The sequence below is a fragment of the Rhizobium glycinendophyticum genome, assembly GCF_006443685.1.
GTDB lineage: Bacteria > Pseudomonadota > Alphaproteobacteria > Rhizobiales > Rhizobiaceae > Allorhizobium > Allorhizobium glycinendophyticum.
Genome location: NZ_VFYP01000001.1, coordinates 2,332,838 through 2,353,603 on the forward strand (window position 1 = coordinate 2,332,838; position 20,766 = coordinate 2,353,603).

Here is a 20,766-nt window from a genome sequence, read left to right on the forward strand (position 1 = left end):
CGTCGGCGAAAATTCTTGGCCTTCTGGTCAAAAAAATTTCGAAGAAGCGAAATTCCCGTTGTTTTTCAGAGATCCAGCTCACCCGCCGCGACACGCACCGCCTGCCCGCCGATCCGCGCACGCGCAACGGCGCCATCCTTTACATCGATGTGGAGATGGATGTGCGAAGGCCGTCCCATCTCCACGCCCTGCTCGATCATCATCGGGTGATGGCCGTCCGGTAGGGCATCGAAATGATGGATGGCACCGGAGAGTGCTGCGACCGCCGCTCCGGTCGCCGGGTCTTCGGAAATGCCCATGTCGGGCGAAAACATCCGCGCATGGAACTTCGCGGCGTGATGAATGCCGCCACGACAATACACATAGGCCGAGGTCAATCGTCCCTCGCTCATCGGCGCAACCCGCTCCCACAGATGTGGATCGAATTCAAGGCCTTCGACAGCGGCAAGGTCATGAACCGGTACGAGCAGAAAGGGGACCCCGGCACTCCACACGGTCGGCACATGGTTTTCGAAGCCGATCGCGCTTGCCTTGAGGGATAGCGCATCGGCGAGCTTCTGCGGGTCAAGTGTCAGTGCATGGCGGCTGGAGATGCGTGGCAGGTCAAATTCGCAAAAACCCGCCTCGCCGTTCCGAAGCCGCACCGCACAGCGCACAGGTCCAACATTTTCCTCAAGCACACTCACCAGATCGACACTGTCGCGGTCACTGGCATAACTGCGCTCTGCAAGCGCTATCGCCGTTCCGACGGTCGGATGCCCGGCAAAGGGCAGTTCCCGGCCCGGGGTAAAGATCCGGATGCGCGCGGTGTGGGCCGCGTGATCCGCAGGCTGCACGAAAACGGTTTCCGAGAGGTTGAGCTCCCGGGCGACGGCCTGCATGGCCGCGTCAGACAATCCCTCGCCGTCAAAGATGACTGCGAGCGGATTACCCGCAAGCTTGGTGTCGGTAAACACGTCGTAGATTGCATACTCTCTCGCCACGGGCCGTCTCCACTCTGATGGTCACGCTCGAAGGCACACTGCCCGACGATGCCGGGCAAGGCAAGGAACAGCATCACACGACCGTTTCGAAGTACCAGTCGAGGATCGGCAGCATCGCGGGACCATAGCGCTGCGCATCGCGGTCAGGGCTGCGGATAGCGACGGCCCGCAATATCTCCTGCTCCGGCGCCGCCTTCGCAAACTCTGCAATCCGCTCCAAAAGCACCTCCGACGGTTCCGCGAAGCGGAAGAGCTGAAACAGGGTCAGCTTGTGCGGGCGATAGCTGGCATAAAGCCCGCCGCCGACCTGGGCAGTCGCAAGGTCGAGTCCGGTTTCCTCCAGCACCTCGCGCCGCATGTTGCCGTGGAGGTCGCAGCGGCCGTCGACCACGTCCGACGGGTCGAGAGACCCCGCCGCAAAATAAACCTGACCAGGATTGGCCGTATGCGCCGCCATTTCGACAGCGATCAAGGCTCCATCGCCAGATACCAGCACCGGATAGCCGAAGAGGTGGCATGCACCGGTAAGATCGGCCTGCCGACGCCACCAGAGAAAGCTCGCGAAAGACGCTTCATGACCAATGGCCCGGACATGCCCCTTCTCGAAGAGCATCTCGCGCTGCAGGATCAGCCGACCGTTGTATAGCGCCGGATTGGCCCGCTGTTCGCGGCTCCAATGCGCAGCAATCTTCTCGGCATGGGCAAGCTCGAGCGGATGCGGTGCGGGTTCCACTCGCAGATCCAATCCCTCTATCGCAACAACACGGCCATCCGCCGGCAGCCCCATCTCGTGGTCGATCATGATATTTCCTCAGGGCAAATGCAGGGAGAGGGCCACGGGGCAGTGATCCGAAGCCTTGGGTCGGTCCCAGCCGATCCGGGGATAGCGTTCGACCTCCTGCCCCGGCGGGAAGGGTGTCCGGAACGGCTGACCATTGCGGATGATCTCGGGCACGGCCGTAGGATTGGACAGCGCAAGGCCCGCCGAGAGCCAGATGTAATCGAGCTGGCAAAGATGCTGCTCCTCCGGCCCACGCGCGTGATAGAGCGTCCAGCGATCGAGCACGTCGCGTCTGCGCATGACGTTCTCGGCGAAACCATCCTGGGAGAAAACGTCGAGGGCGCTGGGAAGGGCATCGCGCGGCACAAACTCATAGCCTTGGCGCCGATCGCCGATCACGTCGATCCGCTCCTGATAGTCATTCATGTCGCCACAGATGACGAAGTTGCGGTCGCGCGCATGCTCCCGGCCAAAACGATTCTCGATGATGTGCCGGACCGCCCTCACCTCGGCCTCGCGCACCGGCATGGTGCTCGCGCGCCCGTCACCGCCCTCGCGCCCGTTGGTCATTGACTTGAAATGAACGACATAGAGGGTGAGCGGGCGTCCACCGACCAGCAGATCGAGTTCGAGGCAGTCGCGCTTGAAGATCCGGTCCTGCGGCTGGATGTTGGGGCCGAGCGATGGCGTATAAAGATTGAGATCATGATAGGTCAGCGCCGCATGGCTCTTGACGTCCTGCACCTCGATCCGCTCGCCGTGCCGTGTCTCCTCGCGCATCAGGACCGCCACGTCGATACCGCGGCTGTCATTGCCTTCGACCAGATATTTCTGGCGGTAGCCGGCTCCGACCATGCGGAAGAGATAGCCATATTCGAAGGCTTTCAGTGCCTCCATGTTGTCGACCTCCTGCAGGCACAGGATATCCGCATCCGTATCGGCGATGGCGAGCGCCGACAATTGCCGTGTGTCGTCGGTGGCAGCAACCACCCGCGCCGCCTCGAGCCGCTGATAATCAGCCTCGCTGCGGATCTCGAACAGCTTCAGCACACGATCGGAACGCAATTGGTTGCGAAAGCCGGTGAAATCGAAACGCGTAACGAGGTTTTCGATGTTGAAGCTGGCAATGCGAAGCGTCATGGTGGAAATATCCCGCACGCCTGGGAGCGCCAGGCCGGGCCCCAGTCAAGCATGCGGGCCGGGCCCGGGCAACCACGAAGGCTCTTTTCTCTCATCCCACATGGACCGCACCGGGAGAACAGATGCCCCAGTCAGCGCGATCCGTAGTTTTGAGGCAATCCGTTGCTTAGATCAGGCAGCAACCCGTAAACTTGCGGCAATCAGTCGTCCGAGCCGCTTGATACCCTCGGCAATCATTGCCTCATTGGCACAGGAGAAGGAGAGCCTCAGGGTATTGGTACCCGACCGGTCAGCAAAGAAGGCTTGCCCGGGAACGAACGCCACCTTTTCTGTCTCGACCGACCGCGCCAGGAGCTCGGTCCCATCAAGTCCCTCCGGCAGCGTCACCCAGATGAACATGCCGCCCTGGGGTTCCGTCCAACTCGTGCCTGCCGGCATATGAGCAGCAAGCGCGGCAAGCATGGCATCGCGCCGCGCCGAATAGGCGGCTTTGATTTTAGCTACCTGCTGATCGAAATGGCGTTCGGCGACATGGGTAATGGCAATCTGGTTGATCGAGGAAGAATGCAAGTCCGCCGCCTGCTTCATCAGGACCAGCTTGCGGATGACCGGGGTCGCTGCAACCACATAGCCGACCCGAAGACCAGGGGCGAGCGTCTTGGAGAAACTGCCGCAATAGATGGTCCTCGTCTCCTCGATCGATCCGTGGCGCTCGATGTCGAGCGACAGGATCGGCCGAATCGCCTCGCCGTCGTAACGCAGATGCTGATAGGCGGCATCCTCAATCACAGGCACGTCGAGCTCGTCGGCGAGCGTGAGAAGCGCGAGCCGTTCTTCCTGCGTGACCGTCTGACCAGTGGGATTGGAAAAATCGGAGGACAGGTAGGCGAACTTGACCCGTCCGCCGGCATTGTCGGCTGCAGCCCGGTAGCTGTCCGGCGTGCGATTGCCAAAGCTGAGCTGGTCATAAGTCGGCTCATAGGCGTTGAATGCCTGGAGGGCGCCGAGATAGGTCGGCCAATTGACCAGCGCCGTGTCACGCGGCGACAGCAGCAGCTTACCGAGGTAATCCAGCGCCTGCTGGGAGCCCGATGTAATGAAGATATTGTCGACGCCGCAGGCAATCCCCAGACGGTCCAATTCCTTTTGCAACCACTGGCGCAGCGGCAAATATCCTTCCGAGACCGAATACTGCAGGGCAGAGGCGGCCTGCCCGTTGGCAAAGATGTCGGCATAGGCCGCCTCAAAGGCCGAAGTAGGAAACAATGCCGGATCGGGGATGCCGCCTGCGAACGAAATGATCTCCGGCCGGTCGAGCAGTTTCAGCAATTCGCGGATTTCAGACGCGCGCATGCGCGAGGCGCGCGTGGCAAAGACGTGGTCCCAGTTCAGCATCGGGGTTTCCTCAGGCTTGTCGTTATGGCCTCAGAAGATCACGAAAACATCGATAGGTCAACAATACTGACCTATCGATGTGCATCCAGGTTTCAAACCGATCGGCAGCGTCATTTTTGGGCGCAAAGGCGCATCGTTAACTGATGGGAATGCTGTGAGATTTAAACCTATGCAATGCCAATCCGGAATGCGAATCGCTGATGCCCGACCGTACCCCGCCACCACTCCTGAAGACGCTTGCAACACCCATGATCGGCGCGGACGACAAGGAACGATTGCCGCCCTGGGAGCAACTGACGGAACTCTACAGGATCGATCCACACATCATCGCAGCGGCGGCTCTCCTGGCGGCTGCGATCCTCCCTTACTTGGAAGGGAACCGAGGCAAGGTGATGGCGGTGGCGGTCGTGCTCGCCGTCCAGCTTCTCATCCGTTTGATTGCCGACACCATGTTCCGGCGCCGTGTCCCTGATGCAGCTTTCAAGCCCTGGCTGTTCGGCTTCATCCTGGTCTCGCTTCTCTCCGGCATTGCCTGGGGACTGTCGCTTGCGATCCTCTATCTCGGCTCCGGACCGCAGGCGCAGGTCGTGGTCCTGGCGGTCGGTTGCGGCATCGTCCAGTCCTGCGCTGCCCGTGCCTACATGGCGCCGGCGTCGACCGCGCTGGTGATCCTCATCATGATCGGCATCGTCAATGTCGCGGCACTGAGTGAGGGCGACTGGCTGATGATCCCCATCTGTCTTGCCTATGTCGCATTCCAGGCAAGCTACATGACCCGTCTGGTCGAGCTTGAACAGGCAAGGCAGGCCGCCGAGCAGAAAACCGGCAAACTGGTTATCGAACTCGCCGAGAGCAATGAGAAGCTGAGGCAGGCAAACGAGCAACTGGTTCGGCATGCCTCGACAGACGGCCTGACCGGCCTCGCCAATAGACGGAGTTTCGACAACCGCCTGCAGGCGGAGGTGGAAGAGGCGCACTCGTTAGGCTCTCTCTCCCTCCTCCTCCTCGACGTCGATCATTTCAAGCGTTTCAACGACACCTATGGCCATCTGGCCGGCGACGAGTGTCTGCGCAGGGTCGCCAGCATGCTGCGCGACGAATGCGCCGTCCACTCCCACTATCCCGCCCGCTACGGCGGAGAGGAATTCGCCGTCATCCTGCCAAAGGCTGACCATAAGGAGGCCGAGGCCTTTGCGACTGGCCTCCTTTCAAAAGTCTCTATGCTCGATCTTTCAGGGATCGCTGAACCCTCTGATCCCCTCACCATCAGCATCGGACTGGCCTGCCTGGAAGACGGCGATGACGGTGCTCACGCCCTGATCAGCCGTGCAGACCAGGGGCTCTATGCCGCCAAGCAAGCCGGCCGGAATTGTGCACGCACCGTCGAGCGCATGCAGGATGTGACCTGACCGCAGAGCGCGAAGCAGCGCCCGGCTTCACTTTGCAGCAGGACCGCCGGCGTCGCCCATCAAACCCGCCAGCATCGTCTTAGACGCCCAGAGCGCCGTTTCTCGGGCCTCCTGCGCATCCAACCCGCAGACATCTTCAAGGACGACAAGCGTTTCAATGCCAGTCAGCAGCGACAGGGCATAGATCAGCCGCTGGAAATCAGCGGGAGCCAATTGCGCCCGAAGCGGCTCCAGCGCTTCCGTCAACCAGCCAATCCGCCGCGCGCCGCGTTTCACGTTGCTATCGCCGGTGACAGTACTGGCAAGAAGCGCTCGGAACATTGGTTCGTTCTCGTGAACCATATCAAATATGCGGCCAACCAGGATCTGCAACTGCCGACCCACGGCCTCGGGCCCCTCACCGGACGCAACGGGCTCGATGCGGATTGAGGTGGCGACAGCATCGAGCACCGCTTCGCGGATCATTTCCTCTGGCTTGGAAAAGTAGCGATAGGCAGTAGCGCGCGAGATGCCTGCGTGATCCGCAACCTCGGCCACAGACGGCTGCGCCCCACGCTCCGTCAGTTCTCGAGCAGCGCGGAGCAACTCGGCACGGGTTCTCCTCTTCTGGTTGATGCGCTCGAAACTTTTTACTTGACTGCTCATTTTCACCTCATTATGAGACAACAATCTCATTACGGGATAAAGTATCACAAAGGAGAGGAAATGCAAGATGACTACGACAATTGCAGATGCGACTATCCACCATGCTCAGACGGTCCATTTTCTGGGTAGCCTACTGACATTCCGCGCAAGCGCAGCCGACACAGAGGGTCAGTTCTCGATCGTGGAATCCTGCTCGGCGCCGGGGGCTGGCGCACCGCCGCACCTTCAGGCGGACGCGGAAGCCTTTCTTGTGACCGAGGGCACATTCGAATTCATGCTGGGCGACACCTGGCGCCGGTGCGGACCTGGCGAATTCGTCTATATAGCCCCCGGGACGGTTCACGCATTCCGCAACGCTGCGAGCACACCATCCAGGATGTTGATCATCAATTTGCCTGGCGGCCCGCATGAAAACTTCTTCCGGGCCGTCGGTGAGCCCGTAGAGTTTGAAACGACGGCTTTTCCGCCCATGGGTGCACCCGATGTCGCGCGCCTCACTTCGGAAGCCGAACGCTTCGGCATCAAGATCCTACCGCCGCCGCATCGCTGAGCCCTGCACCCAGCATGGATGCACAAGCCTTGTGCATCTCAACCTGACGTTCATTCATCCTATCTCGAAAGGTTCGCCTCATGCGCGGATTGGCATATTTCTGTATCGTTTCAGCAGCCGTCTACGCCCTGGCCGGCATGGCCTTCGGCATCGTCATGGCCGCCTCGCACGACCACACGCTGATGACGGCCCATGCGCACCTCAACCTGCTGGGTTGGGTGTCGATGGCCATTTACGGCCTTTATTACCACGCAGTACCACGAGCCGCTGAAACACGGCTGGCGAAGATCCACATCGGTGTGGCAACCTTCGGCCTTTGGATTATGATCCCGGGCATCGCCATGGCTGTGCTCGGCATGACCGAGGGGCCGGCGATCGTGGGCTCAATCCTGACAATCCTGGGCATGTTGCTCTTTGCAGCGCGCGTCGCAATGGCGCAGCGGGCGATCGCATGACCAGACGCCCGCCCCACAGGATCGGACGCGAAAAAGCCGGAGAGGTCGCCCTCCCCGGCTTTGTCGTATCAGACAGATGCGAAGGACTTAGTTCTTCGCCTTGTCGACCAGCTTGTTCTTGCCGATCCACGGCATCATCGCGCGGAGCTTGGCGCCGACTTCTTCGATCTGGTGGCTGTCGTTCATGCGGCGGATGCCCTTGAAGCGGGCAGCACCCGCGCGGTACTCCTGCATCCAGTCCGAGGTGAACTTGCCGGTCTGGATGTCGTGCAGGACGCGCTTCATTTCAGCCTTGGTTTCAGCCGTGATGATGCGCGGACCAGTGACGTATTCGCCCCACTCGGCCGTGTTCGAGATCGAGTAGTTCATGTTGGCGATGCCGCCTTCATAGATAAGGTCGACGATCAGCTTCACTTCGTGCAGGCACTCGAAATAAGCCATTTCCGGCGCATAGCCACCCTCGACGAGCGTCTCGAAGCCGGCGCGGATCAATTCGACCAGACCGCCGCACAGAACGACCTGCTCACCGAAGAGGTCGGTTTCGCACTCTTCCTTGAAGGAGGTTTCGATGATGCCCGAACGGCCGCCGCCAACGCCGCAGGCGTAGGAGAGAGCGAGTTCAAGGGCATTGCCCGAGGCGTTGTGATGGATGGCAACGAGGCAGGGAACGCCGCCGCCCTTCTGGTATTCGCCGCGAACCGTGTGGCCCGGGCCCTTCGGAGCGATCATGACGACGTCGACGGACGACTTCGGCTCGATGAGACCGAAATGAACATTGAGCCCGTGTGCGAAAGCAATCGCAGCACCGTCACGGATGTTCGGAGCGATGTCGGCCTTGTAGATGTCGGCCTGCAGTTCGTCAGGCGTCGCCATCATCATCAGGTCGGCCCAGGCAGCGGCTTCGGCAACGGTCATGACCTTGAAGCCATCGGCTTCGGCCTTCTTGATCGTGGCGGAACCGGCCTTCAGCGCGATCACGACGTTCTGGGCGCCGGAATCCTTCAGGTTCAGCGCATGGGCGCGACCCTGGGAACCGTAGCCGATGATGGCAACCTTCTTGGACTTGATCAGGTTCAAGTCCGCATCACGATCGTAATAGACGCGCATTGTAGTGTCCTTCCCTATGCTTTGTCAGTTGTGGTGGATGTTGTTGATCGACGCGCTGGGACGGGAAGTCCCGTCCAGTCCCGCCGAAACGCGGTCGGTGCCGTAGAGCGCGAGGAAGGCGGAAACCGCATTCGCAGCACGCGCACCGAATTTTTGTGTCTGAGGGGCCTCGCCGAGCAGCATGCGCACATGCAGGTCGCTGACGATCAGGCCGTAGAGTGTGCGATAGGCTTCCTCTCCGTCGCCGAAGCGCAACAGTCCGTCGCGCTGGCCGGCATCAAGCAGCGCCCGCGCCCGGCGGTCGATCTGCCGACGGCCGCGCTCGAGAAGGAGCGTACCCAACTTGGAACCGTCCCGGCTGGACTGGCCAATCGCCAAACGATTGAGTGCGAGCGACACATCGCCCGCCAGAACCTCCAGCAGGTCACGAGCGAACACGTCGAGATGGTCAGTGAGAGTCGCCACCGTCAGGCGCTCACCGGGCCGTTCGAAGGTGCGAACCTTACTCGCCTGATAGGAAATCATTGCTGACAGCAAACCATCACGGTCGCCGAACCACTTGTAGAGGCTTTCCTTCGAACAATTGGCAGCACGTGCGAGACCCGCAGTGGTGACGGCCTTGTCTCCCCCTTCCACGAGCAGACGCAACGCCTCGGCCAATACGGCGTTCTGGCGCGGGGTGAACTCTGAACTCTGACTGGTGTCGACGGACATGCGGAACTCCAAGTACCGTACGGTACGGTTCCTGTCTTTATGACGATGCGCAGAGCGGAGGTCAAGCCACTCTGCCGACGATTTGGCTGATTTCTCCCTTTTTGACAGAAGCGGTGACGGACGCACATAACCGGAGGTCAAAGGCGTCGCCGCGACCCGCGCGCCCTGGTTGAGCGGGCCTCACAAAAGGGTGATCAGAACAAAAAATAACGGTTATATGTTACAGCAAAACGACGGTGGCATATTCGTCCTATATAATTGTTTTTACGATATATTTTTTAGAAACGGAACGGGGCTCTTTACGGATTCGGCAGAACCGATCAGTTCGATTGTGCGCAAAGGGGTATTGAATATCGGCTTGAGATACGCCAAATCAGTCGCATCGAACCAAGCAGTTCGATGCAGCATAGGATATCGACGTCGATGAACAATCTCGCAGCAGCAGTCGCAAGCACCTCGGCATGGTTGCCCGAAGCCCTGGCTGTTCTGGCGATCGGAATGACGATGACGATACCGGCCTTCGCCAAGGCAGGCGACAAGATTCCTGTCGCGGTCTGCGCTTCGCGGGCGAACGGCCTACGACGACGATCATCACCAGCGCTCTGACTTTGCGATCGCCCACATAGTCTCGCGATCTGACCCTACAGAAACCTGACATGCAAGACGACCGCCGGGCGCAAGCTGAGCGACGGCTGGCTGGATCGGCGTTTGAATAACAGACGACTTACCGCTTAAATAAGGGGCATTCCCATGAAAACCATCTATTCCTCGGCCCTGATGGCCGTTGTCGCGGGATCGACCGCGATCTCCAATGTGGAACCGATACGCGGATCGATTACCTATGATCAGGCTGAAGTTCATGCCGAAGTAGCGCCCGTCGGCACTCGCTTCTTCCATAGTTTCACCGACGCCGATGGGCGCGACGTACGCGAGATCTACCGGGTGAACCCGGACAGGTCGGTGACCCTCGTCGGACGCACCCTGTCCAACGAGTATTGATCAATGCGCCTGTTGAAAGTTCCCGGACCACCTCCGGGACTTTCGCATTCTTGCAGGGCTATGCCCAATCTTGGCGGTTTCCGACTGCACACAGAGCACTATTCTAGGCTTCGACTCAAGGAGCCTCCATGCGCAGATACCCGCTTATTCTATCCCTCACCCTCTCCCTGACCGCCGCAAGCAGCGCGATCGCCGCGGAGAACCGATGCGGCTGGATCCAGAACCCGACCCCAGGCAACTACTGGCTGAATGACAGGGACGGTTCGTGGATGCTCCTGGCGCAGGGCTCCGATCAAGAGCCTCTCGGCATGGAAAACATGCCGGACTTCAGCGCCGGCGATTTCGTCAAGACCAACGGATATTATGGCTATGCCTGCGGCTGCATGAAGGTCGAGACCGAACGCAGCGGTGATTTCGGCGACAGTTTCGTTGGCCGCGTCACGGCCGTCTACAGTGTCAAGCAACTGCCAATCAGCAAATGCCGCAACGACAAGACACTGCCCAAGCCGGAGTAGTTCACCTCGCATAATCTACGGGCACGGCGAGGCCGTGTTTCAGCGTCTCCATGGAGATCGATGCAGAGACATCGAACAATTCGACCCGCTTGACCAGGCGCCGATAGACGACGTCGTAATGCTCGACACGCGGGAGCACCATTTTCAGGATGTAATCGTAATGGCCCGTCAGCCGGTGGGCCTCGACGATTTCCGGAATGTCGCTGATCGCACGGCGAAACTCCTCGATCCAGTCATCGGCGTGGTGTGCGGTCTTCACCAAAGCATAGACCGTCGTTGGCACGCCGCTCTTGTCACGGTCGAGCACGACAATGCGCCGGGCTATGTAACCCTGTTCCTCCAGTTTCTGGACACGCCGCGAGCAGGCGGATGTCGACAGCGATACCCGCTCCGCGAGATCAGCAATCGCGATAGACGCATCCTGCTGCAGGAGTTCGAGAATCTTCCTGTCTCTTTCGTCAATCACGCCATCGCTCCCTGGATCCCCCGGCCCGTGCGCAAAGATATTGCGCCAAAAGATCATATCGCGCCTGATTGGAGGCGCCAAGGGCCTTCGGGGCTCAAAAAATCGCAACCCCATCCCGCACTTCCGGCGGCATCATGTGTCCATTCACACAGGGAGATGCACTATGAAGACTATTGGCCTGATCGGCGGCATGAGTTTCGAAAGTTCGGCGGTCTATTACCGACAGGTCAATGAAGCCGTGCGGACTCGGCTGGGCGGCCTCGCTTCGGCTGAAGTGCTGATGCACTCGGTCAACTTCGCGGAGATCGTCGCACTGCAGAAAGCCGGCCGTTGGGATCTGGCAGCCAAGCGTCTCTCAGACGTCGCGATGGGGCTGGAAAAGGCCGGCGCCGGTTGCATCCTGATCTGTACCAACACCATGCACATGGTTGCAGGCGACGTTGAAACTGGCCTTACGGTTCCACTCATCAACATCATCGACGCGACAGCGGAGGCGTTGAAGGCCGGTGCCGCGAAGCGCCCGCTGCTGCTCGCGACCCGCTATACGATGGAGCATCCCTTTTATGCCGAACGCATGAAGCGCAATGGAGTAGAGATCATGGTGCCGGACGCAGACGGTCGCACAGCAACCCATGACATCATTTTTGAAGAACTGTGCGCCGGTCATGTCCGGGATCGGTCCCGCGACAGACTGCTCGCGATCATCGAGAAAGCCAAGGCGGAAGGCGCAGACAGCGTTATCCTCGGCTGCACCGAGATTTGTCTGATCCTCGACCCGAACGCCCTGCCCCTCCCGGGCTATGATTCCACCACGATCCACGCCCAGGCCGCCGTTGATTTTTCCCTTGAGGACGCAATCGGGATGCGCGCCGCCTGACGACCGGGATAGCCGGTGCAGGCGATCGCTCAAATCGCCTGACCGCAGGCCCTGCAAAACCTCCGAACCGTTTCCGCCATCCCATATTCGAGCGCATCGGCCGTCAAGCCATGGCCGATCGAAACTTCGGCGAGATGCGGGATGCGCTTTGCCAGCAGCGGCAGGTTGGCGACGGTCAGATCATGACCGGCATTGACCGCGAGGTCCTCGGCCTTTGCTGCATCCGCCGTCTGGCCAAGCCGTTCGACCTCGACCTTCGCTGCCTCAAGGTCATTGAAACAGCCGCCATAAGGTCCGGTATAAAGTTCGACCCGTTCCGCCCCGGTCGTCTTCGCGCGCCGCATCGACTCGGCCCGTCCGTCACCGTCGACGAAAAGCGAAACGCGGATCCCGCCATTGCGAAGTCGTCCCACCACCTGCTTCAGAAACTCCTGATGCTTCACCAGATCCCATCCATGGTCGGACGTGGCCTGAGACGGATCATCCGGGACAAGCGTCACCTGCTCCGGCTCGACCGCCTCGCAGAGCGCAAGAAACTCTTCCGTGGGATAGCCCTCGATGTTGAATTCCGCATTCGGGAACTCGTCGTCGATCAGGGCTCTCAGGATGGGCAGGTCGGAAAAGCGGATATGCCGTTGGTCCGGCCGTGGATGCACGGTCAGCCCGCTTGCGCCGGCTTGAAGCGCGATCCGCCCAAGATGCGCGACATCGGGCCAGGGAAGATCGCGACGGTTACGCAGCATCGCGATGGCATTGAGATTTACGGAGAGCTTGGCGGGCATGACTTCTGTTCCGAGGCGGGAATGACTGGCCGCAGATGTAGGACATTCAGCGCCAGAAGACCAACCAGAATTGCAGATGCACTGATCGGCGCGGCTGATGGATGGGCAAGAGAAATAACTCGGAATACCCTCCTAGACTTTAGGGTATTGACCCTGCCGCGCTTTCCACTAGTCAGCTTAATTATTGTGACGGATCTCACAAGTATCGGCCTGTTGATGGTGGCATACCGCAGCATGCGCCGGCACGGCTTGGAGTACGCATGACGACCGGACTGAGGATCGATAACGCAATGGTGGCGGAGGCTTTGCACAAAGTCCTCCGAAGCCGCACCTTCGCGCGCTCGGAACGGCTGCGCTGCTTCCTCAAATTCGTAGTGGAGATGGAGCAGTTGGGCCTTGCCCATCAGCTCAAGGGTTACACGATTGGCATCGACGTATTCAGCCGGGGCGAAGGTTTTGATCCGGGTACCGATCCGCTGGTCCGGGTCCAGGCGGGCAAGCTGCGCAAACTGCTCAATCTGTTCTACGCAGAAGAAGGACGCGAAGAACCGCTTCGCATACGCATCCCCCTCGGCGGCTATGTACCGGTGTATGAACTGGCCGGCGCCTCACGGGCGACAAAGGACGAGGGCGCCGATGGCGACCTCCTCCCTGACCTGAACACCTTGACCCGCCGGACGCGTATCGATCCGACGGGCCCGGTACAGGGCTTGCCGAAACTCTTCTTCGCCCCTCCCACCAACGTGAGCGACGGGAGCTCCGTCTTCTTGAATGCCATCAGGCTTTGGCAGAACCGGCTCTGGGCCGTCTGCATCGCGCCCATCGGCGAAGGCCCCTTGGTCAAAGGCGGTCTCGCAGATCCCTTGCACTTCGAACTTGAGGCTGACCTTAAAGACAATACCGCCCTTAGGGTCAGTCTGCGCCATCTCCGGACTGGGACGGAATTGCTGGATGACGCTCGCACGATCCCCGTGTCGGATGACATCCTGAAGTTGGGCGCTGCGGCCAACGAATTCGCCGGTGCGAATCTGACGATCCCGGGGCGCATCTACCAGTTCTGCCATGCCAACGGCCTTTCCACGAGTGCGATGCTGTGCCTCGACGCGACCTATCGCTACAGCCTCGACCGCTCGGATGCCGCCTATCTCCGTGCACTTCGGCACCAACAGCAATGGCCCGGTCTCGACAAGAACAGGGATGTGATCGCGGAAATTCCGCATCTGCTCGCGCTCACCTGCGCCCACAGCTGAACACCTTCCCCGCGGGAATAGGCTTCACAGAGCCTTACAAGCTTCATGACAAAGTTATTTTAACATTTACGAATATATCGTGTATTCTAGATCTGCGGCAGCGAGTCTGGCGGCCGGATCCGGACGACGGAACAAAAGGAGTTGAGGACAGGAACAGGCGAGAGACGTCCGGCAAAGGGCGGACCGCAAAACCATTGGAGGGGACATGCCGAACGGACCACACCATCTGCAATCCATTTCAAAAGCTCTCACGCGCAGACGGCAGGATGTTATCCTGCCGGATATCATCCCGAGCACCGATCTGCCACTGGAACCGGTGGCCATTGCCGACATGGCCGAGCGCTTCGGCGTTACGCACCGCACCCTGCACTTCTACGAGGAGAAAGGCCTGATCGAGGCCAGCCGCATCGGACTGATGCGCGTTTACCAGCAAGGCGACATCGCCCGCATGGCCGTCATCAATGTCTGTCGCGAGATCGGCATGCCGATCTCTGTCATCCAGGACCTCTTCGAGCTCCTCTCCACTGCCAAGTCCAAAGCGGAGGCCAACCTGATCTTCGAGGATGCCTTAGCGACCCGTCGTCGTGAACTGGCAGCCGGTCTTTCTATGGTCCATCGGCAGTTGCAGCAGGTGAATGCGCTCCTTGAGAACGAGGAGTCAGCGAACGCGAAGCATGCCCCCAAAAGTAGCGGCCCTGAACTCACCGAGATCGAACGTAACTGCCTGCAGTTGATGGCCGAGGGCTATACGACCATCCGGATCGCGCGCATGCTGGAGATGAAGGTTTCCGAAATCGAAGACATCGAACAGCAGATTGTTGGCAAGGTAGGCGCCCAAAATCGCTTTCAGGCCGTCGCCAAAGCTGTGCTCCTCGGTATCGTGATCAGCTGAAGCAAGGTTTGCCCATCGTCAAAGGTGGAGAGTTTGTAACGGGACGGACGCCGGACGGCTCGCTAGAACCTGCGTGAGGTCAACAATTCGCAGGTTCGTCATGCCTTCTTATCTTTCACGCTATGCCACACCCTTGACCACCGGGTTCTTCCTGGTCTCCCTGATCTCCGGCATCGCGCTGTTCTTTCACCTTGGCGCTTCAGCCTTTCGCGAAATGCACGAATGGTTGAGCATGGTGCTGATCCTGCCCTTCCTGCTGCATGTCTGGAGGAACTGGCGGCCGTTTCTCGGCTACTTCAAGCGTCCGCCGATGGCGCTCTCGCTCGGCCTCTGTCTCGTGGCCGGTCTTGTATTCGCCGGGCCGGCGATCATGGGGACAGCGAACGGCCCAGGCGGCAACCCCGCCTTCGCCATGGTCAACGTCGTCGCATCCGGGACACCGGCACAGGTTGGGCCGCTGCTCGGAAAGTCCGATGTAGAAGTCGTAGCCGCCCTGAGAGAACAGGGATTCACCGTAGTCGACAGCGAAAAGCCGCTCGCCGAGATCGCCAGAACCTCGGGCAAGGATACCATGGAACTGATGGCAACGCTCGCAGGTCTGAAATCCAGGTGAAACCAGAGGGCGCTCACCGGACGATGGTGAGCGTCTCTGCCGCGCGGGTGACGGCGGTATAAAGCCAGCGCTCGCGCGTATCCCGGAACGCCCAGCTCTCGTCGAACAGCACGACATCGTTCCACTGCGAGCCCTGGGCCTTGTGCACAGTCAGTGCATATCCATAATCGAACTCGTCATAACGCTTGCGCGTCGACCACGGCACTTCGGTTTCGATGTCCTCGAAGGCCGCCTTCAGAAGCTTGATCTTCGCCGCACCACGATCCATGTCGTCGTCTTCCGGCTTGATCAGGAGATTGATGCCGGGCTTCACCGTCTCGCGCGACGAGGTCATGACCTGCCAGAGCGAACCGTTCAGCAGACCCTTCACCTGATCATTCCTGAGGCACACCAGCTTGTCCCCGGCCTGCGGATAATCGACCGTGAAGCCCTTCAGCTCGCGCAGGCGCATGTTGTAGCGCCGCCGCGTCTTGTTGGTCCCGACCAGCACCTGATCGGCTCCAAGCACGAGGTCCTGGGTCACCTCATTCTTCGAGATCACGCGTGCCGTCGAGCCATAGTCGCCATACATGATTTCCTTGCCCTCGCGGATATGCATCGCGAGCTGGATGATCGGATTGTCGCGCGCCTGGCGATGAATTTCCGTGAGCAGATAATCGGGCTCCTGGTCGGTGAAGAAACCGCCACCGGAGACGGGCGGCAACTGGCCGGGATCGCCGAGCACCAGGATCGGCGTGCCGAAGCTCATAAGGTCACGCCCGAGCGCCTCGTCGACCATCGAGCATTCGTCGATGACGATGAGGGCCGCCTTCGCAACCGGGCTCTGCCGGTTGATCGAAAACATCGGCGCGATCGAGGTCTTGCCGGTTTCCTCGTCTTCCACCGCCTCTTCGCCGCGCGGGCGATAAATCAGCGAGTGAATGGTCTTGGCATTCGACGCGCCACGCGAGCGCAAAACCTGCGCGGCCTTGCCGGTGAAGGCGGCAAACAAGACGTCGCCATCGACATGTTCGGCGAAATGTTTGGCGAGCGTCGTCTTGCCCGTTCCGGCATAGCCAAACAGCCGGAAGACGGGGGATTTCCCCTCCTTCAACCATTTCGAAACGGCCTTGAGGGCCTCGTCTTGCTGGGGCGCGAATTGCATGGCCTAGGTCATGCGCGGATTCGTTGGCCCGATGCAAGGCAAAAGCCGAAGAAAGCAGAACAAATCGTGGACATTATGCTCGCAGCGGATCGTTGGCGAGTTCGATAGGCGAGCCGTGAGGTGTCGCTTGCGCCGCCCGTTGCCAGCTCTCTTGCAGAGCCTGCACCGTCGATGTGTCCGCAAGCCCCTTGTCGACCAGCAGTCCCGTCAGAGCGGCGACCCAGGCGCCGAAGTAGTCACTGCCATCGGTCGCGCGGTCAGGCAGGTGCAACTGCGCCGACAGTGCCGCGGCCCATTCGCCCCAGGTAAACAGACCGCGCTGATGAAGATGCACCGTCATGCCGAAAGCCTGCGCCTGCCAGGGCTCGGCAAAAACGGGTTCTCCCTCCCCCGACAGCGGCAGGCCGGGCGAACCGCGAAGCGGCGACGCTGTCTCACATGTGCTCAATATAGCTCTCCCAGGCATCGATGGAAACGGTCAGGCTGGGATCGGCACCCTCGCCCCAGATCTCGGCCCCTGTAAACACGACTGTATAGACCCATTGCGGGTTCTCCCCGCGACCATGTGCGTTGTCGTCCGGAAACACGAACCCGCCCTGCACCGCCTCGACGACCCCGGACTTCGCTCTCGCATAACGCGGCAGCCGGGTATGACCCGTCAGATGAAAATTCTTCGTTCTCACCCGGTCCCCGACCGCAAACCGTGGCTCGGCATCAACGGGCCGGTCGCAAGGACCGCCGCGCGCCAAAACGCCCTCCACCATATCGGCCTTCAGCACCCGTTTCGGCACGGTACCGGCTCCGAGCGAACGGCCCGCCCGCAATTCCTCCCCACTCGCAAATCCATGCCGCTCCAACAGCATGTCGATCCCGCGAATCCACACCTCGTAATAGCTCGCCGCCAGATAATCGGCAGGCGGGATCGTCTCGCGCGCATGCCGGCTCTCGTCGATGTTCCAGGCGCCGAACGCACCGCAAATGAGTGTCAGCCCGAGCGCCCGCTTCTCCCAATCGGCATGGAAAATCGGTTCGTCCGCTTCCGGCGCCACCGGTCCAAAACCCATCTGTCCCCCGAGATCGTGCGGCCCGTTCATCGCAGCGTCTCCGGTAAAAGTGCCAGACCTGTCCCGATCATCGCATCGCGGGTGACGAGATCTGCTAGAGCCTTCTCGCTCCAACCCTCGGAGCCGTCAGGGCGAAGCGGAATGACAAGATACCGCAGTTCAGCCGTCGAATCCCACACCCGGATTTGCGTCCCGGATGGAAGTGTCACGCCGAATTCGGCAAGCACTCCACGCGGGTCGATGACGGCCTTCGATCGATAGGCCGGCGCCTTGTACCAGACTGGCGGCAGGCCGAGCACGGACCAGGGGTAACAGGAGCAGAGCGTGCAGACGACGAGATTGTGGGTGTCGGGCGTATTGAACACCGCCCGCATGTGCTCGCCCTGACGCCCGGTATAGCCAAGGCTTGCAATCGCCGCCGTTGCGTCCCGCTTCAACCATTCGGCAAACGCAGGATCGGCCCAGGCCTTGGCCACGACCCGCGCACCATTTCTTGGGCCCACCCTGGTCTCATAGGTCTCGACGATCGCATCGATCGCGGCTGGATCGATCAGGCCCTTCTCGGTCAGCAAGGTCTCAAGCGCCTTCACCCGCGCCTCCATGTCGGAATAACGGTTGTCGTGATCGTGGTCATGGTCATGCGCGTGACCGTGATCGTGGTCGTGGTCGTGATGATGCCCGGACATGCGCACTCCTACTTCAGCATCGGCCACAGGCTCAACGCCAGAGCCAGGGCCATTGTTATGTTGAACCACTTCAATCGCACCGGCACGGCCAGCCATTCCCTGAGCGCCGAACCAAACCCAGCCCAGGTCGACACGGCTGGAAAATTGATCAGCGCAAAGACCAGCGCAACGATCCCCATCGTCAAAGCATAGTGCTCCGGATTCGGATAAACCGCCATGGCCGTCACCGCCATCACCCAGGCCTTCGGATTGACCCATTGGAAGGCAGCAGCCGAAAGAAAGGACATGGGCGCCGCCTTGGCGTCCCCCTCGCCCATCGTCCGGGAGGAACCGATCCTCCAGGCGATCCAGAGCAGATAAAGCCCACCGGCAATCTTCAAGCCGATGAAGGCCGGCGGATAGGCAGAGAGCAGCGCACCCAGCCCGAGCCCTACCCCGAGCAGCAGCGAGAAGAAACCGACACCGATCCCCAGCATGTGCGGGATGGTGCGGCGAAAACCGAAGTTCACGCCGGAGGCAAAGAGCATCATGTTGTTCGGGCCCGGCGTGATGGACGTGGCAAAGGCAAACAGGATGAGCGCAAACAGAGTATCGACGGACAAGGGGGGCTCCTGGATTCGTGACGGCCAGCATAGTGACTGCCGCCCGCCGTGCCAGTCGCTTCTTGTCCCCGTGACACGCTTGACCCGCCAACAGGGCGCATCAATCGATGCTTGCCAGACGCTGCCCGGTTGTTATCCTCCAGCCGTCATCCGGAGGAGAAGACCATGGAAGACCGGATCCCCAGCCTCACCCCCCCGGACGGGACGACAGTTCCGTCGCTCGGCTTCGGCACCTGGATGATGGGCGAGAACAAGGCCGAGGCGCAGGCAGAGATCGACGCAATCAGGCTGGCGCTCGACCTCGGCATGACGGTCATCGACACCGCAGAAATGTATGCCGACGGTGATGCCGAACAGGTCGTCGGCGAGGCCCTCAAGGATCGCCGCGACGAGGCTTTCCTGGTTTCGAAGGTTCTGCCCTGGAACGCGAGCTACGACGGCACGATTGCCGCCTGCACACGGTCGCTGCACCGGCTCGGGACTGATCGCCTTGATCTCTACCTGTTGCATTGGCGTGGCGAACACCCGCTGGAAGACACGGTCGCTGCCATGGAAGAGTTGAAGCAGGCCGGTCGTATCAGCGCCTGGGGCGTCTCGAACTTCGACGTCGACGATATGGAGGAACTGTTCTCAGTTCCCGACGGCGACAATTGCGCGGTCAACCAGCTGCTCTACAATCTTTCGCGCCGCGGTATAGAATTCGATCTCCTCCCCTGGTGCCAGGAGCACAGAATCCCGGTTATGGCGTATTCGCCGATCGAACAGGGCCGCATCCTTCACAATCCGGAACTGATCCACGTCGCAAAAGCCTATCAGGCAACACCGGCCCAGGTGGCGCTGGCGTTTCTGCTGGAGCGGGAGTGCGTGATGCCGATCCCCAAGACCTCGAACCTGCGCCGGCTGCAGGAGAACCGCAATGCCGTCGATCTCGACATTTCAGACGAGGATTGGGCCCGCCTCGACGCCGCCTTCCCGCCGCCTGCACGCAAGATACCGCTTGAGATGATCTGACGGGAAATTAAGGCATGCGCTGTCCACAGGCCCTGTGAGATATGGTCTTTACGCCAGCCCTTCAGGAAATTAGGAGATCTCCTAACTCTGGGTAAATCCGGGTATGGCTGCAGAGGCGGGGCGATATGGCGAAGAAGAACAAGACGGATGTTCATCCGGCGATGGACAAGACGTCCTCGCGAGTATTTCACGCACTGGCTTCTGATCCACGCCGGATGATGCTGGTTCATTTAGCTCAGTCGACCCTGACCGCCGGCGAGATCGCCGCCCGCTTCGACATGGCGAAACCCTCCATCTCCCAGCATCTCTCGATCCTGGAAAATGCTGAGCTGATCGAAGGTGAGAAGAAGGGACAGTACATCCATTACAGCCTGAGACCAGCGGCACTGCGCCATGCCCTCACGGCCATGCTGACAACGACCACAACAGCAGATGACGAAGCCGACGTGGGAACGGCAGCGGACGCGCCGGCGCGTTCGAAAAAGGCCACCAAGAAGATGGCCGACCATTCCGACAACGACGCCCAGCCAAAGATGACGGAGAAAAAGGCTAAGGCGAAGGCAGCGAGTGGCAAGCCCGCCAAGGAAAAGCAAAAAAAGGCGGAAGCCGATCCACCCCCGGCACCGCAGCAGATGGGCCTTCTCGATCTGCTCGGAATGAACTGAAAGGCACAAACAAAAAAGGGC

26 protein-coding genes are annotated in these 20,766 nt (G+C 60.4%); 12 read left to right on the forward strand and 14 right to left on the reverse strand.

Annotated features, from left to right (window positions below; translation table 11 throughout):
• Window positions 1-65: 65 nt before the first annotated feature.
• From FJQ55_RS11410 to FJQ55_RS11425, 4 genes are all read right to left on the reverse strand, one after another.
• The gene (locus tag FJQ55_RS11410; protein ID WP_140828011.1) at window positions 66-983 is read right to left on the reverse strand and encodes a PhzF family phenazine biosynthesis protein; all 918 of its coding nucleotides are present in this window, start codon (window positions 981-983) and stop codon (window positions 66-68) included.
• 73 nt (window positions 984-1,056) lie between these two features.
• Entirely contained in the window at window positions 1,057-1,785 is a 729-nt protein-coding gene (locus FJQ55_RS11415) for an NUDIX hydrolase (protein WP_140828013.1), read from the reverse strand.
• Window positions 1,786-1,794: 9 nt separating this feature from the next.
• On the reverse strand, window positions 1,795-2,904 hold the full coding sequence (locus FJQ55_RS11420; RefSeq protein WP_140828014.1) for an endonuclease/exonuclease/phosphatase family protein: 1,110 nt from the start codon (window positions 2,902-2,904) through the stop codon (window positions 1,795-1,797).
• Between the two features lie 171 nt (window positions 2,905-3,075).
• A complete protein-coding gene (locus tag FJQ55_RS11425; protein WP_140828015.1) occupies window positions 3,076-4,299 on the reverse strand; it encodes an aminotransferase-like domain-containing protein in 1,224 nt (407 codons plus the stop codon).
• A 200-nt stretch (window positions 4,300-4,499) separates the two neighbouring features.
• Here FJQ55_RS11425 and FJQ55_RS11430 point away from each other — a divergent pair, with 200 nt between their 5' ends.
• Window positions 4,500-5,708 carry a GGDEF domain-containing protein gene (locus FJQ55_RS11430; RefSeq protein WP_140828017.1) on the forward strand — a complete coding sequence of 403 codons (1,209 nt, stop codon included), beginning with the start codon at window positions 4,500-4,502 and terminating at the stop codon, window positions 5,706-5,708.
• Window positions 5,709-5,735: 27 nt separating this feature from the next.
• Here the strand turns inward: FJQ55_RS11430 and FJQ55_RS11435 are convergent, their stop codons facing one another.
• Complete coding sequence (locus tag FJQ55_RS11435; protein WP_246085083.1) at window positions 5,736-6,419, reverse strand: TetR/AcrR family transcriptional regulator; 684 nt, start codon at window positions 6,417-6,419, stop codon at window positions 5,736-5,738.
• Window position 6,420: 1 nt separating this feature from the next.
• On the opposite strand from FJQ55_RS11435, the gene FJQ55_RS11440 reads away from it, so the two are divergent.
• Window positions 6,421-6,903, forward strand: coding sequence for a cupin domain-containing protein (locus tag FJQ55_RS11440; RefSeq protein WP_140828018.1), 483 nt, complete (start codon window positions 6,421-6,423; stop codon window positions 6,901-6,903).
• Between the two features lie 80 nt (window positions 6,904-6,983).
• The gene (locus FJQ55_RS11445) at window positions 6,984-7,358 is read left to right on the forward strand and encodes a hypothetical protein (RefSeq protein ID WP_140828019.1); all 375 of its coding nucleotides are present in this window, start codon (window positions 6,984-6,986) and stop codon (window positions 7,356-7,358) included.
• 87 nt (window positions 7,359-7,445) lie between these two features.
• Here FJQ55_RS11445 and ilvC read toward each other — a convergent pair whose 3' ends face one another.
• The gene (ilvC, locus tag FJQ55_RS11450) at window positions 7,446-8,465 is read right to left on the reverse strand and encodes a ketol-acid reductoisomerase (RefSeq protein WP_140828020.1); all 1,020 of its coding nucleotides are present in this window, start codon (window positions 8,463-8,465) and stop codon (window positions 7,446-7,448) included.
• A gap of 24 nt (window positions 8,466-8,489) precedes the next feature.
• Window positions 8,490-9,179, reverse strand: coding sequence for a TetR/AcrR family transcriptional regulator (locus tag FJQ55_RS11455; RefSeq protein WP_140828022.1), 690 nt, complete (start codon window positions 9,177-9,179; stop codon window positions 8,490-8,492).
• Between the two features lie 423 nt (window positions 9,180-9,602).
• On the opposite strand from FJQ55_RS11455, the gene FJQ55_RS11460 reads away from it, so the two are divergent.
• The 3 genes from FJQ55_RS11460 (at window position 9,603) to FJQ55_RS11470 (ending at window position 10,693) form a co-directional block, all read left to right on the forward strand.
• The gene (locus FJQ55_RS11460; protein ID WP_140828024.1) at window positions 9,603-9,785 is read left to right on the forward strand and encodes a hypothetical protein; all 183 of its coding nucleotides are present in this window, start codon (window positions 9,603-9,605) and stop codon (window positions 9,783-9,785) included.
• Between the two features lie 144 nt (window positions 9,786-9,929).
• On the forward strand, window positions 9,930-10,178 hold the full coding sequence (locus tag FJQ55_RS11465; RefSeq protein WP_140828026.1) for a hypothetical protein: 249 nt from the start codon (window positions 9,930-9,932) through the stop codon (window positions 10,176-10,178).
• A 128-nt stretch (window positions 10,179-10,306) separates the two neighbouring features.
• Window positions 10,307-10,693, forward strand: coding sequence for a DUF4087 domain-containing protein (locus tag FJQ55_RS11470; RefSeq protein ID WP_140828028.1), 387 nt, complete (start codon window positions 10,307-10,309; stop codon window positions 10,691-10,693).
• Window position 10,694: 1 nt separating this feature from the next.
• Here FJQ55_RS11470 and FJQ55_RS11475 read toward each other — a convergent pair whose 3' ends face one another.
• Window positions 10,695-11,159 carry an Lrp/AsnC family transcriptional regulator gene (locus tag FJQ55_RS11475; RefSeq protein WP_140828030.1) on the reverse strand — a complete coding sequence of 155 codons (465 nt, stop codon included), beginning with the start codon at window positions 11,157-11,159 and terminating at the stop codon, window positions 10,695-10,697.
• Window positions 11,160-11,322: 163 nt separating this feature from the next.
• Here FJQ55_RS11475 and FJQ55_RS11480 point away from each other — a divergent pair, with 163 nt between their 5' ends.
• The gene (locus FJQ55_RS11480; protein ID WP_140828032.1) at window positions 11,323-12,036 is read left to right on the forward strand and encodes an aspartate/glutamate racemase family protein; all 714 of its coding nucleotides are present in this window, start codon (window positions 11,323-11,325) and stop codon (window positions 12,034-12,036) included.
• A gap of 29 nt (window positions 12,037-12,065) precedes the next feature.
• Here the strand turns inward: FJQ55_RS11480 and FJQ55_RS11485 are convergent, their stop codons facing one another.
• The gene (locus tag FJQ55_RS11485) at window positions 12,066-12,818 is read right to left on the reverse strand and encodes a pyridoxine 5'-phosphate synthase (protein WP_140828034.1); all 753 of its coding nucleotides are present in this window, start codon (window positions 12,816-12,818) and stop codon (window positions 12,066-12,068) included.
• A 260-nt stretch (window positions 12,819-13,078) separates the two neighbouring features.
• Here FJQ55_RS11485 and FJQ55_RS11490 point away from each other — a divergent pair, with 260 nt between their 5' ends.
• The 3 genes from FJQ55_RS11490 to FJQ55_RS11500 all read left to right on the forward strand — a co-directional run bounded on the left by FJQ55_RS11490 (window position 13,079) and on the right by FJQ55_RS11500 (window position 15,573).
• A complete protein-coding gene (locus FJQ55_RS11490) occupies window positions 13,079-14,068 on the forward strand; it encodes a hypothetical protein (protein ID WP_140828036.1) in 990 nt (329 codons plus the stop codon).
• A 205-nt stretch (window positions 14,069-14,273) separates the two neighbouring features.
• Window positions 14,274-14,960: a MerR family transcriptional regulator gene (locus FJQ55_RS11495; RefSeq protein ID WP_140828038.1), complete on the forward strand. Its 687-nt coding sequence runs from the start codon at window positions 14,274-14,276 to the stop codon at window positions 14,958-14,960.
• Between the two features lie 100 nt (window positions 14,961-15,060).
• Entirely contained in the window at window positions 15,061-15,573 is a 513-nt protein-coding gene (locus FJQ55_RS11500; RefSeq protein WP_140828040.1) for a DUF4405 domain-containing protein, read from the forward strand.
• A 13-nt stretch (window positions 15,574-15,586) separates the two neighbouring features.
• Here the strand turns inward: FJQ55_RS11500 and FJQ55_RS11505 are convergent, their stop codons facing one another.
• The 5 genes from FJQ55_RS11505 to FJQ55_RS11525 form a co-directional block, all read right to left on the reverse strand.
• Window positions 15,587-16,717 (reverse strand): ATP-dependent DNA helicase, encoded by a 1,131-nt coding sequence (locus FJQ55_RS11505; RefSeq protein WP_113375547.1) that lies wholly within the window; start codon window positions 16,715-16,717, stop codon window positions 15,587-15,589.
• 73 nt (window positions 16,718-16,790) lie between these two features.
• Complete coding sequence (locus FJQ55_RS11510; protein ID WP_140828042.1) at window positions 16,791-17,165, reverse strand: nitrile hydratase accessory protein; 375 nt, start codon at window positions 17,163-17,165, stop codon at window positions 16,791-16,793.
• On the reverse strand, window positions 17,152-17,811 hold the full coding sequence (gene nthB, locus FJQ55_RS11515; RefSeq protein WP_140828043.1) for a nitrile hydratase subunit beta: 660 nt from the start codon (window positions 17,809-17,811) through the stop codon (window positions 17,152-17,154). Before nthB ends, FJQ55_RS11510 begins: the two co-directional genes overlap by 14 nt.
• Window positions 17,808-18,467, reverse strand: coding sequence for a nitrile hydratase subunit alpha (nthA, locus tag FJQ55_RS11520; protein WP_140828045.1), 660 nt, complete (start codon window positions 18,465-18,467; stop codon window positions 17,808-17,810). The genes nthB and nthA overlap by 4 nt, the downstream gene beginning before the upstream one ends.
• An 8-nt stretch (window positions 18,468-18,475) precedes the next feature.
• Window positions 18,476-19,069 carry a LysE family translocator gene (locus FJQ55_RS11525; protein WP_140828047.1) on the reverse strand — a complete coding sequence of 198 codons (594 nt, stop codon included), beginning with the start codon at window positions 19,067-19,069 and terminating at the stop codon, window positions 18,476-18,478.
• A gap of 165 nt (window positions 19,070-19,234) precedes the next feature.
• Here FJQ55_RS11525 and FJQ55_RS11530 point away from each other — a divergent pair, with 165 nt between their 5' ends.
• Complete coding sequence (locus FJQ55_RS11530; protein WP_140828049.1) at window positions 19,235-20,080, forward strand: aldo/keto reductase; 846 nt, start codon at window positions 19,235-19,237, stop codon at window positions 20,078-20,080.
• Window positions 20,081-20,205: 125 nt separating this feature from the next.
• Entirely contained in the window at window positions 20,206-20,745 is a 540-nt protein-coding gene (locus FJQ55_RS23880) for a metalloregulator ArsR/SmtB family transcription factor (protein ID WP_140828051.1), read from the forward strand.
• The last annotated feature ends 21 nt before the right edge of the window (window positions 20,746-20,766 follow it).

Excerpts from the sequence above, each read along its gene's own strand:
- FJQ55_RS11415 (WP_140828013.1), bottom strand. The coding sequence starts at position 1,785 with ATGATCGACCACGAGATGGGGCTGCCGGCGGATGGCCGTGTTGTTGCG.
- FJQ55_RS11420 (WP_140828014.1), bottom strand. The coding sequence starts at position 2,904 with ATGACGCTTCGCATTGCCAGCTTCAACATCGAAAACCTCGTTACGCGT.
- FJQ55_RS11425 (WP_140828015.1), bottom strand. The coding sequence starts at position 4,299 with ATGCTGAACTGGGACCACGTCTTTGCCACGCGCGCCTCGCGCATGCGC.
- FJQ55_RS11430 (WP_140828017.1), top strand. The coding sequence starts at position 4,500 with ATGCCCGACCGTACCCCGCCACCACTCCTGAAGACGCTTGCAACACCC.
- FJQ55_RS11440 (WP_140828018.1), top strand. The coding sequence starts at position 6,421 with ATGACTACGACAATTGCAGATGCGACTATCCACCATGCTCAGACGGTC.
- FJQ55_RS11445 (WP_140828019.1), top strand. The coding sequence starts at position 6,984 with ATGCGCGGATTGGCATATTTCTGTATCGTTTCAGCAGCCGTCTACGCC.
- ilvC (WP_140828020.1), bottom strand. The coding sequence starts at position 8,465 with ATGCGCGTCTATTACGATCGTGATGCGGACTTGAACCTGATCAAGTCC.
- FJQ55_RS11455 (WP_140828022.1), bottom strand. The coding sequence starts at position 9,179 with ATGTCCGTCGACACCAGTCAGAGTTCAGAGTTCACCCCGCGCCAGAAC.
- FJQ55_RS11460 (WP_140828024.1), top strand. The coding sequence starts at position 9,603 with ATGAACAATCTCGCAGCAGCAGTCGCAAGCACCTCGGCATGGTTGCCC.
- FJQ55_RS11465 (WP_140828026.1), top strand. The coding sequence starts at position 9,930 with ATGAAAACCATCTATTCCTCGGCCCTGATGGCCGTTGTCGCGGGATCG.
- FJQ55_RS11470 (WP_140828028.1), top strand. The coding sequence starts at position 10,307 with ATGCGCAGATACCCGCTTATTCTATCCCTCACCCTCTCCCTGACCGCC.
- FJQ55_RS11480 (WP_140828032.1), top strand. The coding sequence starts at position 11,323 with ATGAAGACTATTGGCCTGATCGGCGGCATGAGTTTCGAAAGTTCGGCG.
- FJQ55_RS11485 (WP_140828034.1), bottom strand. The coding sequence starts at position 12,818 with ATGCCCGCCAAGCTCTCCGTAAATCTCAATGCCATCGCGATGCTGCGT.
- FJQ55_RS11490 (WP_140828036.1), top strand. The coding sequence starts at position 13,079 with ATGACGACCGGACTGAGGATCGATAACGCAATGGTGGCGGAGGCTTTG.
- FJQ55_RS11495 (WP_140828038.1), top strand. The coding sequence starts at position 14,274 with ATGCCGAACGGACCACACCATCTGCAATCCATTTCAAAAGCTCTCACG.
- FJQ55_RS11500 (WP_140828040.1), top strand. The coding sequence starts at position 15,061 with ATGCCTTCTTATCTTTCACGCTATGCCACACCCTTGACCACCGGGTTC.
- FJQ55_RS11505 (WP_113375547.1), bottom strand. The coding sequence starts at position 16,717 with ATGCAATTCGCGCCCCAGCAAGACGAGGCCCTCAAGGCCGTTTCGAAA.
- nthB (WP_140828043.1), bottom strand. The coding sequence starts at position 17,811 with ATGAACGGGCCGCACGATCTCGGGGGACAGATGGGTTTTGGACCGGTG.
- nthA (WP_140828045.1), bottom strand. The coding sequence starts at position 18,467 with ATGTCCGGGCATCATCACGACCACGACCACGATCACGGTCACGCGCAT.
- FJQ55_RS11530 (WP_140828049.1), top strand. The coding sequence starts at position 19,235 with ATGGAAGACCGGATCCCCAGCCTCACCCCCCCGGACGGGACGACAGTT.
- FJQ55_RS23880 (WP_140828051.1), top strand. The coding sequence starts at position 20,206 with ATGGCGAAGAAGAACAAGACGGATGTTCATCCGGCGATGGACAAGACG.